Annotated in this window: 10 protein-coding genes; 8 read left to right on the top strand and 2 right to left on the bottom strand. The window is 68.9% G+C overall.

The annotated features are described in order from the left end of the window. Positions 1 to 99 precede the first annotated feature (99 nt). Positions 100 to 1125, top strand: a complete 1026-nt coding sequence (locus ABIC65_RS04460) for an aspartate-semialdehyde dehydrogenase (RefSeq protein ID WP_354307074.1) — start codon at positions 100 to 102, stop codon at positions 1123 to 1125. A gap of 173 nt (positions 1126 to 1298) precedes the next feature. Here ABIC65_RS04460 and dcd read toward each other — a convergent pair whose 3' ends face one another. Both dcd and ABIC65_RS04450 read right to left on the bottom strand, forming a co-directional pair. Continuing rightward, positions 1299 to 1853, bottom strand: a complete 555-nt coding sequence (dcd, locus tag ABIC65_RS04455; RefSeq protein ID WP_010543264.1) for a dCTP deaminase — start codon at positions 1851 to 1853, stop codon at positions 1299 to 1301. Between the two features lie 96 nt (positions 1854 to 1949). Further along, positions 1950 to 2432 carry a peroxiredoxin gene (locus tag ABIC65_RS04450; RefSeq protein ID WP_354307072.1) on the bottom strand — a complete coding sequence of 161 codons (483 nt, stop codon included), beginning with the start codon at positions 2430 to 2432 and terminating at the stop codon, positions 1950 to 1952. Positions 2433 to 2546: 114 nt separating this feature from the next. Between ABIC65_RS04450 and ABIC65_RS04445 the strand changes: the two genes are divergently transcribed. The 7 genes from ABIC65_RS04445 to addB all read left to right on the top strand — a co-directional run bounded on the left by ABIC65_RS04445 (position 2547) and on the right by addB (position 12466). Next, positions 2547 to 3107 (top strand): YqgE/AlgH family protein, encoded by a 561-nt coding sequence (locus ABIC65_RS04445; RefSeq protein WP_354307071.1) that lies wholly within the window; start codon positions 2547 to 2549, stop codon positions 3105 to 3107. A gap of 259 nt (positions 3108 to 3366) precedes the next feature. Then, positions 3367 to 4785: an adenosylhomocysteinase gene (gene ahcY / locus ABIC65_RS04440; RefSeq protein ID WP_354307780.1), complete on the top strand. Its 1419-nt coding sequence runs from the start codon at positions 3367 to 3369 to the stop codon at positions 4783 to 4785. A 127-nt stretch (positions 4786 to 4912) separates the two neighbouring features. Next, entirely contained in the window at positions 4913 to 7252 is a 2340-nt protein-coding gene (locus ABIC65_RS04435) for a sensor histidine kinase (RefSeq protein WP_354307069.1), read from the top strand. Further along, the gene (gene tsaE, locus ABIC65_RS04430; RefSeq protein WP_354307067.1) at positions 7249 to 7707 is read left to right on the top strand and encodes a tRNA (adenosine(37)-N6)-threonylcarbamoyltransferase complex ATPase subunit type 1 TsaE; all 459 of its coding nucleotides are present in this window, start codon (positions 7249 to 7251) and stop codon (positions 7705 to 7707) included. The genes ABIC65_RS04435 and tsaE overlap by 4 nt, the downstream gene beginning before the upstream one ends. Then, positions 7704 to 8675: an aminoglycoside phosphotransferase family protein gene (locus ABIC65_RS04425; RefSeq protein ID WP_354307779.1), complete on the top strand. Its 972-nt coding sequence runs from the start codon at positions 7704 to 7706 to the stop codon at positions 8673 to 8675. Before tsaE ends, ABIC65_RS04425 begins: the two co-directional genes overlap by 4 nt. Beyond that, the gene (locus ABIC65_RS04420; RefSeq protein ID WP_354307065.1) at positions 8672 to 9424 is read left to right on the top strand and encodes a nucleotidyltransferase family protein; all 753 of its coding nucleotides are present in this window, start codon (positions 8672 to 8674) and stop codon (positions 9422 to 9424) included. The genes ABIC65_RS04425 and ABIC65_RS04420 overlap by 4 nt, the downstream gene beginning before the upstream one ends. A 102-nt stretch (positions 9425 to 9526) precedes the next feature. Then, positions 9527 to 12466 (top strand): double-strand break repair protein AddB, encoded by a 2940-nt coding sequence (addB, locus tag ABIC65_RS04415; protein ID WP_354307063.1) that lies wholly within the window; start codon positions 9527 to 9529, stop codon positions 12464 to 12466. Positions 12467 to 12519: the final 53 nt, after the last annotated feature.

Below are 12519 nucleotides of genomic sequence, written 5' to 3'. Positions count from 1 at the left end.
TATGCAGCGAAGCAGCGGAATGCTGGTGCATTCCACCCTCCATCCCCACTAAAGAGCCTCCACGCCGCAGGTGTCGGCGCGGGCAAGAAAGAGGTACAAATGGGTTACCGTGTCGTCGTCGCAGGCGCCACCGGCAATGTCGGTCGCGAAATGCTCAACATCCTGGCCGAGCGGGAATTCCCGATCGACGATCTCGCCGTGCTGGCGTCGTCGCGCTCGACCGGCGACATGGTCGACTATGGCGAGACCGGCAAACAGTACAAGGTCCAGAACATCGAGCATTTCGATCCCACCGGCTGGGACATGGCGCTGTTCGCGATCGGTTCGGAAGGCAGCGCCAAGTATGCGCCGAAGTTCGCCGCCGCCGGCTGCACGGTGATCGACAATGCCTCGCTCTACCGCATGGACCCGGACGTGCCGCTGATCGTGCCCGAGGTGAACCCCGAGGCGATCGACGGCTACAAGGCGCGCAACATCATCGCCAACCCGAACTGCTCGACCGCGCAGATGGTGGTGGCTCTCAAGCCGCTGCACGATGCCGCCAAGATCAAGCGCGTGGTGGTCGCGACCTACCAGTCGGTCTCGGGTGCGGGCAAGGCGGGCATGGACGAGCTGTTCAACCAGAGCCGCGCGATCTTCGTCGGCGACCAGGTCGAACCGTCCAAGTTCACCAAGCAGATCGCCTTCAACGTGATCCCGCACATCGACAGCTTCCTCGACGACGGCTCGACCAAGGAAGAGTGGAAGATGGTGGTCGAGACCAAGAAGATCCTCGATCCCAAGATCAAGGTGACCGCGACCTGCGTGCGCGTGCCCGTGTTCGTGGGCCATTCCGAGGCGATCAACATCGAGTTCGAGGACGAGATTTCGGCGGAAGAAGCGCAGAACATCCTGCGCGAGGCGCCGGGTATCATGCTCGTCGATAAGCGCGAGAATGGCGGCTATGTCACCCCGATCGAGAGCGTCGGCGAATATGCCACCTATGTCAGCCGCGTCCGCGAGGACTCGACCGTGGAGAACGGTCTGTCGCTGTGGTGTGTGTCGGACAATCTTCGCAAGGGCGCGGCACTGAACGCGGTGCAGATCGCCGAGCTTCTGGGGCGCCGCCACCTGCAGAAGGCCTGAAAAGTGTTTCCTCCCTCGGCGAAGCCGGAGGAGGGGGACCGCCGCCGAAGGCGGTGGTGGAGGGGGGATGCCCGTGAGCTATCGGGACTTCCCCCTCCACCACTCGGCTGCGCCGAGTGGTCCCCCTCCCCCGCTTCGCGAGGGAGGAAACACTTCATCTTTGACCGCGCAGCTTACAGCCGCGGCAGGGTCACCCCGCGCTGGCCCATATATTTGCCCGCGCGGTCGGCATAGCTCGTCTCGCAGGGCTGCTCGCCCTTGAGGAAGAGGAACTGGCACGCGCCTTCATTGGCGTAGATCTTGGCCGGGAGCGGGGTGGTGTTGGAGAACTCCAGCGTCACATGGCCCTCCCATTCCGGCTCAAGCGGCGTCACGTTCACGATGATCCCGCAGCGCGCATAGGTGGACTTACCGAGGCAGATCACCAGCGTGTCGCGCGGCACGCGGAAATACTCCACGGTGCGCGCCAGCGCGAAGCTGTTGGGCGGGATCACGCAGACATCGGTCTTGCGGTCGACGAAGCTGTTCGCGTCGAAATTCTTCGGATCGACCACCGCGCTGTCGACATTGGTGAAGATCTTGAACTCGTCGGCGACGCGCGCGTCATAGCCGTAGGAGGAGAGGCCGTAGCTGATACAGCCTTCGCGGCGCTGGCTCTCGACGAAGGGCTCGATCATGCCGTGGTTGAGCGCCTGCTCGCGAATCCAGCGGTCGGATAGAATGGACATGGGCGCGGGTAGTGCGGGGCGGGGCGGCCTCCGTCAAGCGGACCGCCGCGCAAACGCATCCTCCTCCCCGCGGCTGCAGGGAGGAGGAGGGCCAGATCAGAGCTTGCTCAGCACATAGTCCGCCGAGCTCACCTCGAACGCGCCGGGCGCCTCGACGAACAGCTGCTCGACGACGCCGTCATCGACGATCATCGCGAAGCGCTGGCCGCGCTTGCCCAGGCCGAAACCCGAGCCGTCGAGGGTCAGGCCCAGCGCCTCGGCGAAGGCGCCGTTGCCGTCGGCGAGCATCGTCACCTTGTCGGCCACGCCGTTTGCCTCGCCCCAGGCCTTCATCACGAAGAAGTCGTTGACCGCGGTGCAGGCGATCTCGTCGACGCCCTTGGCCTTGATCGCCTCGGCCTTCTCCACGAAGCCCGGCAGGTGCTTGGCCGAGCAGGTGGGGGTGAAGGCACCGGGCACCGAGAACAGCGCGACCTTGCGGCCGGCGAAATAGGCAGGGGCCTGGACCTGGTCCGGACCCTCGGCGGTGACCTTGACGAGCGTGGCGTCGGGGATGCGATCGCCGGTCTGGATCGTCATGCTGCTCTCTCCTTGTACGAATCCTGCGGCCGCACGGCCGCGCCGCCTCCATCGCATCCCGCGCAACAAATTCAAGCGTGGCCCGTAGGGAGGGCGAACGATATGGTGGACCGCATGGATTCGACGCCTTCCCTTACCGGCCAGTTCCTGCTGGCGATGCCCGGCATCGGCGACCCGCGCTTCGAGCGCGCGGTGATCGCAATGTGCGCCCATGACAGCGAGGGTGCACTGGGCATCGGCATCGGTGCGACGATCGAGGGGCTGGGCCTGCACGACCTGCTCGAGCAGTTCGAGATCGATCCCGGCGAAGTGCCCGACGTACCGGTGCATTTCGGCGGCCCGGTCGAACCGCGCCGCGGCTTTGTGCTCCATTCGGCCGACTGGAGCGGGCAGGACACGATCGACGTCGCCGGCCGCTGGCAGCTCTCCGGCACGATCGACGTGCTGCGCGCCATCGCCGAGGGAAAAGGGCCAAGCCGCTGGCTTGTTGCGCTGGGCTATGCCGGCTGGGGTGAGGGGCAGCTGGAGACCGAGCTGACTCGCCATGGCTGGTTCAACACGCCGGCCGATCTGGCGCTGCTCTATGACACCGAGGTGTACGAGCGCTGGGCGGAAGGCTTTGTCGGCGCGGGCATCGATCCGCGATTGCTGGCAAGCAGCACGGGCACCGCCTGAACCGAACCCGATCGCTGTGCGCCGCCGATGCGTGGCGGCGGGCCCCTCCGAGCAGCGCGGTTCTCCGCACGATCGCGCCAAACAACGTCTACCGACGCGGGCGCCGGGCGCGCCGGACCGGCATGTCCAGGAGCGCGCCTAAGGGCGAATACGGCATATAAAGATATCTTTATATTAACATTGCGCGCCCCTTCTGAACGCGCTAGGGGCGCAGCCATGCGGCCGGGGTGACTCCCGGTGCGCCTGCAATTTGCTTGAACTGGAGAAGCAGCCCGTGGCTACCAACGACTATGTCATCAAGGACATCGCCCTCGCCGATTTCGGCCGCGCCGAAATCAACATCGCCGAGACCGAGATGCCCGGCCTAATGGCGCTCCGCAAGGAATTCGGCGCATCGCAGCCGCTCAAGGGCGCCCGCATCACCGGTTCGCTGCACATGACGATCCAGACCGCCGTGCTGATCGAGACCCTCACGGCGCTGGGTGCGCAGGTCCGCTGGGCGACCTGCAACATCTTCTCGACGCAGGACCACGCTGCCGCCGCGATCGCCGCGACCGGCGTTCCGGTGTTCGCGGTGAAGGGCGAGAGCCTGGCCGACTATTGGGACTATGTCGGCGACATCTTCAATTGGGGCGCCGATGGTGACGGCACCACCGCCAACATCATCCTCGACGACGGCGGCGACGCCACCATGTTCGCGCTGTGGGGCGCCAAGCTCGAAGCCGGCGCGACGCTGGGCGAGCCGGAGAATGACGAGGAAGTCGAGTTCCAGCGCGCGCTGAAGGCGTTCGTCGCCAAGTATCCGGGCTACCTCACCAAGACCGTGCAGAACCTGAAGGGCGTCTCGGAAGAGACCACCACCGGCGTGCACCGCCTGTACGAGATCGCCAAGAAGGGCGAGCTGCCGTTCCCGGCGATCAACGTCAACGACAGCGTCACCAAGTCGAAGTTCGACAACCTCTATGGCTGCAAGGAATCGCTGGTCGACGCGATCCGTCGCGCCACCGACGTGATGCTCGCCGGCAAGGTTGCCGTGGTCGCCGGCTTCGGTGACGTGGGCAAGGGCTCGGCTCAGTCGCTCCGCAACGGCGGCGCGCGCGTGATGGTCACCGAAATCGATCCGATCTGCGCGCTGCAGGCGGCGATGGAGGGCTTCGAGGTCGTGACGATGGACGAGGCCGTCAAGCGCGCCGACATCTTCGTGACCGCCACGGGTAACGCCGACGTGATCACCGCCGATCACATGAAGGCTATGAAGCCGATGTCGATCGTCTGCAACATCGGCCACTTCGACAGCGAGATCCAGATCGCTGCGCTGTCGAACTACAAGTGGACCGAAGTGAAGCCGGGCACCGACCTTGTCGAATTTCCGGACGGCAAGCAGATCATCGTGCTCGCCAAGGGCCGCCTGGTGAACCTGGGCTGCGCCACCGGCCACCCCAGCTTCGTGATGTCGGCCAGCTTCACCAACCAGACGCTGGCGCAGATCGAGCTCTGGACCAAGGGCGAGAACTACAAGAACGAAGTCTATGTGCTGCCGAAGCACCTCGACGAGAAGGTCGCAGCACTCCACCTCGAGAAGCTGGGCGTGCACCTGTCGCAGCTGAGCGAGAAGCAGGCGTCGTACATCGGCGTGCCGGTCGCAGGGCCGTTCAAGCCGGATCACTATCGCTACTGATCAGCGCAGCGGTCGGTTCGATCGCATCAAAATGATCTCGGAAGGGGCTCGGCGCTTGCCGGGCCCCTTTTCGTTTGGGGGCGGCATCGCTTAAGGGTGAGAGGATGGCTTGCCGGCGTCTTTCCCGATGATCGTTCTTTCGCAGAGTGGCGCGGCCATTGTCGGCGCAGTGCTGGCATTCGTGCTGATCGCGGCGGTGTGGGCGCTCTATGCCGGGCTCGCCGCGCGCGCCGCGGCGCGCACCGCCTATGAGCAGAACCGGCGGCTACTGCGCTTCTCCCGCACCTCGCCGGCGCTGCCCATGCTGGTTCGCGCCGATGGGCGTATCGAGATGTCGCCGCGCCTCGCCGCGTGGCTCGGGCTGGAGGGGCCGGTCGAATCGCTCGCCCGATTGTCGCAGAAGGATTCGGGGCTCGATCCCGAGGACGTCGCGCTGCTCGGCGAGCAGGTAGAGGCGGCGCAGCGCGCCGGGCAATCCTTCCGGCTGTCCTTGCCCGTTCGGGGATCCGAACGGATGCTGCTCGTCCTCGGCGAGCGTGCCTCCGAAGCGGTCGAGACACCGGGCAGCGTGCTGCTCTGGGTGCTCGACGCAACCGACAGCCAGGCCGAGGTTGGCGCGCTGGAGCGCGAGGCAGATCGGCTGCGCGCTGCCTTCGACGCGCTGACCGCGCTGATCGAGGCCGCGCCGATGCCGATGTGGTATCGCGGCCCCGACCTGCGGCTGCTGATGGTCAACACCGCCTATGTCAGCGCCGTCGAAGGCCGCGACGCCGAGGACGTGGTCTCACGCGGGGTCGAGCTGGTCGACGGGGCGGGGCTGGGCGGGCCGCTCGCCAACGCCGCGATCGCACGCGACACGCAGGAGCCGCAATCGGCGGCGATGCCCGCCACCATCGCCGGCGCGCGGCGCATGCTCCGCCTCCACGACGTGCCGCTGCCGACCGGCGGCATCGCTGGCTTCGCGGTCGACATCGAGGAGCTGGAGCGCGCCCGCGGCGGCCTCAAGCGCTTCGCCGAGGCGCAGCGCGCGATGCTCGACCGGATGTCCGCCGGCGTCGCGCAGTTCGGCTCGGATCGCAGCCTGGTGTTCTGCAACCAGCCCTTCCGCCGCTTGTTCGCGATGAAGAACGAATGGCTGGCCGACCGCCCCGAGTTCGACCGCGTGCTCGAACGCATGCGCGAGGCGCGCAAGCTGCCCGACGTGCGCGACTTCCCGCACTGGAAGGCCGAGCGCCGCGAATGGTTCACCGCGCCCGATGCGGTAGAGGAAAGCTGGAGCATCGGTACCACGCACCTGCGCGTCGTCGCCCAGCCGCTGCCCGAAGGCGGACTGCTGCTGATCTTCGAGGACCAGACCCAGCAGCTCGAACTCCAGCGCGAGCATGGCGAGATGCAGCAGGTCCGCACCGCCACGCTGGACAGCCTGGCCGAGGCGGTCGCGGTGTTCGGCAAGGGGCGGCTGCAGCTGTGGAACCGCAAGTTCCGCCAGGTCTGGGGCTTCGAGGACGGCTTCCTCGACGGCCACCCGCAGATCGCCACGATCGTCAAGGCGGCGGGGGGCAAGCTGGTCAATGCGGCGCGGGCGGAGATCATCGGCGACCTGATCCGGCTGGCGGCGAAGGATCGCCAGCAGCGCGGCTCCAGCATCACCTTCGCCAATGGCCGCCATTTCGACATCGCCGCGGTGCCGCTGCCCGATGGCAATGCGCTGGTGACGATGCTCGACACCACCGATCGCCAGCGCGTGGAGCGGGCGCTGCGCGACCGCAACGAGGCGCTGGAGGCGGCCGACCGCGTCCGCACCGCCTTCGTCGCCAATATGAGCTATGAGCTGCGCACGCCGCTCACCTCGATCAAGGGTTTCGGCGAGATGCTGCAGGGCGGCTTCGCCGGCAAGCTGAGCGCCGACGGGAAAGAATATGTCGAGGCCATCCTGATGTCGGTAGATCGCCTGGGCGGGCTGATCGACGACGTGCTGGATCTCACCCAGAGCGAAGGCCAGCCGATCGAGCGCGAGACGGTGGACGTCGAGCTCGCCGCCACCAGCGCGGCCGACGCGATCGCGCCGCTCGCCAAGGGCAAGGCGATCGAGCTGGTGATCGAGGATGCCGGCACCGCCGGGGTGGTGCAGGGCGATGCCCGGCGGATTAGGCAGACGGTCGAGCATCTGCTGCGCCACGCGGTTTCGCATACGCCCGAGGGCGGCCGCGTGCTGCTCCATCTCGACGGCAATGCGCGGGTGGCGCGGGTGATCGTCAGCGACGACGGCCCCGGCATGCCGCCGGAAGCGGTGGCGCGGGCGTTCGACCGGTTCGCGCAGGTCGGCACCTCGCGCGGCGGCGATCGCGCGCTGGGGCTCGGGCTGCCGCTCGCCAAGCAGTTCGTCGAGGCGCATGGCGGGCGGATCGAGCTGATCTCCGAGCCGGGGCAGGGGACGCTCGTCACGGTGGAGTTGCCGCGCGGATGACCGAAGACACGATGGTGCTTGCCTCGCTGGACGAGGCGCTGGCACTCGGTGCCAAGCTCGCGGCCGTCGTGGGTCCGGGCGACGTCATTGCGCTGTCCGGGCCCCTGGGTGCGGGGAAAACCAGCATCGCCCGCGGGCTGCTCGCCGCCCTCGGACTGGAGGGGGAGGCACCGTCGCCGAGCTTCGCGATCGTCCAGCCCTATGACGTGCCCGAAGTGCGGCTGCCGGTGCTGCACGTCGATCTCTACCGGATCGAGGATCCGGACGAGGCCGAGGAGCTGGGGCTGGACGACGCGCGCTACGATGCGCTGCTGCTCGTCGAATGGCCCGAGCGGCTGCCCGCAGCGGCATGGCACGATGCCTTGTGGCTGACGCTGACGGTCGCGGCGGACGGCACCCGTAGCTTGACAGCGCGCGTGCCGAAGGCATGGGAAGGCCGATGGCCGTTGACATGACTCCGCCGGGCTCGGCGCCCGCTTTTCTCGCTTCCGCCGGTTGGGCGGGGGCGGATATCCTCCCCGTCGCCGGCGATGCCTCGTTCCGCCGCTATTTTCGCGTCGTCGAGGGCGACCGCAGCGCGATCCTGATGGACGCGCCGCCGCCGCACGAGGATCCGCGCCCGTTCCTCGCCGTGGCGCGCTGGCTGACCGACCATGGCTTTGCCGCGCCCGCCATCCTCCACGAGGACCTGACACAGGGACTGGTGCTGCTCGAGGATTTCGGCAACATCCGGCTGCGCGAGACCGTCGATGCCGAGCCCGCGCGCGAGCTGGGCCTCTACGGCGCGGCGGTCGACCTGCTGGTTCGGCTCCACGGCGCACCCGCCGGCGTCGAGGCGCCCTACGACCTCGCCGTCTACCAGCGCGAGGCGGGGCTGTTCGTCGAATGGTATTGCCCCGCCGTCGGTCTCGAGGTCGATGCCGCCGGCTATCGCGACGCCTGGGATGCGGTGCTGGCCCCGCTGCTCGATGGTCATCGCCCCGTCACGGTGCTGCGCGACTACCATGCCGAGAATCTGATGCTGATCGAAGGTGGCGAAGGCTTGGGACTGCTCGACTTCCAGGACGCACTCGCCGGGCACCCTGCCTATGACCTGGTCTCGCTGCTGCAGGATGCACGCCGCGACGTGCCGCAAGCGACCGAGGCGACGATGCTTGCCCGCTATCACGATGCGACCGGCGCGGGGGAAGCGTTCGACATCGCCTATCATGTCCTCGGCGCGCAGCGGAACGCCAAGATCCTCGGCATCTTCACCCGGCTGTGGAAGCGCGACGGCAAGCCGCGCTACCCCGCGCTCTGCCCGCGCGTCTGGGCCTATCTCGAACGGGACCTCGCCCATCCGGCGCTGAAGCCGGTGGCGGACTGGTTCGCCGCCAACGTGCCGGCTGAAAAGCGCGGCGATCCGATGCAGGTGGCGGCATGACGATCTATTCGCTCCGCCCGCAGCCGGCGGCGCCGGTGCCCAAGACCGCGATGGTGATGGCCGCCGGCCTCGGCAAGCGGATGCGCCCACTCACCGTCAGCCGCCCCAAGCCGCTGATCGAGGTGGCCGGCAAGCCGCTGATTGACCATGTCTTCAATCGCCTGGCGGCGGCCGGGATCGAGCGTGCGGTGGTCAACGTCCATTACCTTGCCAACCAGCTCGAGGCGCATCTGCGCGCGCGGGTGAAAGGGATGGAGCTGCTGGTCTCGGACGAGCGCAAGCAGTTGCTGGAGACCGGCGGCGGTCTCGTCCAGGCGCGCGACCTGCTGGGCGACGCACCCTTCCTGTGCGTCAACAGCGACAATCTGTGGGTCGATGGCCCCACCGACGCCATCCGGCTGCTCGCGTCGCAATGGGACGATGCCAAGATGGACGCGCTGCTGCTGCTGGTTCCGCTCGCCCGCGCGACCTGCCATGGCGGGCAGGGGGACTTCCGGCTCGATGCGTTCGGGCGGATCACCGAGCGGCGCAAGCCCGGGCGGCTGGCGCCCTTCGTGTTCACCGGCGTCCAGATCCTGTCGCCGCGCGTGATCCGCGACTGGCCGGAAGGGCCGTTCTCGACCAACCTGTTCTGGAACCGCGCGATGGAGGCCGGGCGTCTCTGGGGGGCGGTCCACCAGGGACTGTGGTTCGACGTCGGCTCCCCCAAGGCGATCCACGCGACCGAGCTGGCGCTCGCGGAACTGTAAGCCCTTTCGATCCTCCCCCTGGCGGGGGAGGATAAGGGAAGGTTGCACTCGTTGCTCCAACCCCGCTAGGGTTCGCGCTCCGTTCCCCTTTTGCCGAGCCGCATGTCGCACGCCCTGCATCTCTACACGATCCCGCCGCACCGGGCCTTTGCCGATGCGCTGGCGATCGGGCTGATCCGCCGCTTCGGCGCGGACCCGCTGCGGCTGGCGCGCGGCGTGGTGCTGCTGCCGAACAACCGCGCCAAGCGCGCGATGCAGGACGCCTTCGTGCGCGAGAGCGGCGGTGGGCTGCTGCTCCCCCGGCTGGTGGCGATCGGCGATCCCGAACTCGACGAAGCGGTGTTCGAAACGGTCGACGATGCCGAGCCGGTGCCGCCCGCGGTCGATCCGCTCCAGCGTCGGATGATCCTCGCGCGGCTGCTCCAGGGGCACGACGCGCGGCTCGACGCGGCCGAGGCGGTGCGGCTGGCGGGCGATCTCGGCGCGACGCTCGACCAGCTGCTGGTAGAGGAAGTCGCGCCCAAGCGGCTCCGCGACCTCGAACTTGGCCCCGAACTGTCGGCGCACTGGGAGCGCTCGCTCGCGCTGTTCGAGATCGTGCTGACCCGTTGGCCCGAGGAATTGGGGGCGCTGGGCCGCGTTGACCTGCCCGAGCGACGACGGCGCCTGCTCGATCGCGTCTCTGCCCGGTGGACGGCCGCGGCACCGTCGGGCTTCGTCTGCGCCGCCGGCATCACCACGGCGGCGCCCGCGATCGCGCGGCTGCTGCGGGTCGTGGCGGGGCTGTCCGAGGGGATGGTTGTGCTGCCTGCGCTCGCCACCGCAATGGGGGACGACGAATGGGAGTCGCTCGGGCCGCACAAGCCGGACCCGACTACCGGGCGCCGCCGCCGCGCCCTCGAGACGCACCCGCAATTCCACCTCAAGCTGCTGCTCGACCGGATGGGCGTGGCGCGCGGCGAGTTCCAGCAATGGCGCGTCGCCAGCGAGCTCGACGCGCCGCCCGCGCGCAGCAAGGCGATCGCCTCGGCGATGCAGCCCCCCGAGCTAACCCATCGCTGGACCGACCTGCCCGCCGGCGAGCGGCGACTGGACGGCGTCCGCGCGCTCGAACTGGCGACCCCCGCGGAGGAGGCGCAGGCGATTGCACTGGCGCTGCGCGAGGCGCTGGAGACGCCCGCCCGTACCGCCGCATTGGTCACCCCCGATCGCGCGCTTGCCCGCCGGGTTGCCGCGCATTGCGCGCGCTGGAACATCGCAGTGGACGATTCCGCCGGTCAGCCGCTGTCGCTGACCCCGCCGGGCACGCTGCTGCTGGCGCTTGCCGACGCAGCCGCACAGGCGTTCGCGCCGATGCCGCTGCTGACCCTGCTCAAACACCCGCTGGTGCAGCCGAACGATCGCGCGGTCTGGCTGGACGGCGCCCGCGCGCTCGACCTCGCGTTGCGCGGGCCGCGCCCGGCGCCGGGACTTGGCGGTATCGACGCGCATCTCGCCGACCAGAGCGGGCGGGAAGGGGCGCTCCGCCGCACCGCCGCGGGCTGGTGGGAAACGGCACGACCGCTGCTCGCGCCGCTGGAGGCGGTGTTCGCCCGGGGCGCGCAGCCGCTCGCCGGGTTGGTCGCCGCATTGCGCGAGGCTGCGCAGGCACTGGGCGGTGATATGCTGTGGAGCCGCGAGGACGGTCGCGCCGCCGCGCTGCTGCTCGACGATCTCGAACGCGAGGCCGCGCATGGGCCTGCGCTGGCCGAGCCCGATAGCCTCGCGCCGATGCTGCGCACGCTGATGGACGAAGTCGCGGTACGGCCGCCGCAGGGCGGCCATCCGCGGTTGGCGATCCTCGGCCTGATCGAGGCGCGGCTGCACAGCGCGGACCTGATGATCCTGGGCGGTCTCAACGAAGGCATCTGGCCGGGCCTGCCCGCACCCGACCCCTGGCTCGCGCCGCGCATCCGCGCCGAGCTGGGGCTGCCGGGGCTGGAGCGGCGGATCGGCGTCTCGGCGCACGATCTCGCCATCGGGCTGGGCGCGAAGGACGTGCTGCTCACCCGCGCGCGTCGCGACGCGAGCGCGCCGACCATCGCCTCGCGCTTCTGGCTGCGGCTGGAGGCGCTGTCTGGCGGTCTGGAGCGGGCGGACGACCTTGCCGCATGGATGGCGGCGATCGATGCGCCGGGGGCGTTCGATCCGGTGAAGCGGCCCGAGCCGTCGCCGCCGGCCAAGGACCGGCCCAAGGTTATCTCGGTCACCGAAGTCGATCGCCTCAAGGCGGATCCCTATGCCTTCTACGCGCGTCGGATGCTGCGGCTGATGCCGCTCGATCCGGTCGATGCCGATCCCAGCGCGGCGTGGCGCGGGACGGCGGTGCACGACGTGCTGCAGCGCTGGTTCGAGGAGGATGATTGCCGCCCCGACCTGCTCCGCGCTCGCGCCGAGGCGATGCTGGCGGACACCCGCACCCACCCGCTGATCCGCGCGCTGTGGCAGCCGCGACTGATCGAGGCGATCGACTGGATCGCCGGGGAGCTGGTCGAGCAGGGCCTGAAGGGGCGCAAGGTGCTGGCCGTCGAGCGCGACGGCTCGATCGACTTCGCGGGCGTGACGCTGCGCGGCAAGTTCGACCGGGTGGACCGGCTGGAGGGCGGCGCGCTCGCGATCGTCGACTACAAGACCGGCCAGCCGCCGAGCACCCGCGCGGTGAAGGCGGGGTTCAGCCTCCAGCTCGGGCTGCTCGGCCTGATCGTCGAGCGGGGCGGGTTCGAGGGTATCGAGGGTGCTGCGCGGGCCTTCGAATATTGGTCGCTGGCGCGCAATCCGAGGAGCGGCGGGTTCGGCTATGTCGATTCGCCGGTCGACCCGAAGAAGCGCGAACCGGTGCCGGCGGAGGATTTCGTCAGCATCGCCGCCGAGCATTTCGCCGCGGCGGCGGGCGAGTGGCTGACCGCCGAGCGCCCGTTTACCGCCAAGCTGGTGCCCGAGTACGCCCCCTATGCGGAATATGACCAGCTGATGCGCCGGGATGAATGGTATGGGCGTGAGTGAGCATTACCGTGCTCCTGCGAACGCAGGAGCCCAGGGCCACACGGGCATCCCTC

This window comes from Sphingomonas trueperi (assembly GCF_040545665.1).
Classification (GTDB): domain Bacteria; phylum Pseudomonadota; class Alphaproteobacteria; order Sphingomonadales; family Sphingomonadaceae; genus Sphingomonas; species Sphingomonas trueperi_B.
This window is presented reverse-complemented; position numbering and strand designations above follow the sequence as displayed.

What these genes read in the sequence shown, in the direction of transcription:
- ABIC65_RS04460 (WP_354307074.1), top strand. Translation starts at nt 100, where the DNA reads ATGGGTTACCGTGTCGTCGTCGCAGGCGCCACCGGCAATGTCGGTCGC.
- dcd (WP_010543264.1), bottom strand. Translation starts at nt 1,853, where the DNA reads ATGTCCATTCTATCCGACCGCTGGATTCGCGAGCAGGCGCTCAACCAC.
- ABIC65_RS04450 (WP_354307072.1), bottom strand. Translation starts at nt 2,432, where the DNA reads ATGACGATCCAGACCGGCGATCGCATCCCCGACGCCACGCTCGTCAAG.
- ABIC65_RS04445 (WP_354307071.1), top strand. Translation starts at nt 2,547, where the DNA reads ATGGATTCGACGCCTTCCCTTACCGGCCAGTTCCTGCTGGCGATGCCC.
- ABIC65_RS04435 (WP_354307069.1), top strand. Translation starts at nt 4,913, where the DNA reads ATGATCGTTCTTTCGCAGAGTGGCGCGGCCATTGTCGGCGCAGTGCTG.
- tsaE (WP_354307067.1), top strand. Translation starts at nt 7,249, where the DNA reads ATGACCGAAGACACGATGGTGCTTGCCTCGCTGGACGAGGCGCTGGCA.
- ABIC65_RS04425 (WP_354307779.1), top strand. Translation starts at nt 7,704, where the DNA reads ATGACTCCGCCGGGCTCGGCGCCCGCTTTTCTCGCTTCCGCCGGTTGG.
- ABIC65_RS04420 (WP_354307065.1), top strand. Translation starts at nt 8,672, where the DNA reads ATGACGATCTATTCGCTCCGCCCGCAGCCGGCGGCGCCGGTGCCCAAG.
- addB (WP_354307063.1), top strand. Translation starts at nt 9,527, where the DNA reads ATGTCGCACGCCCTGCATCTCTACACGATCCCGCCGCACCGGGCCTTT.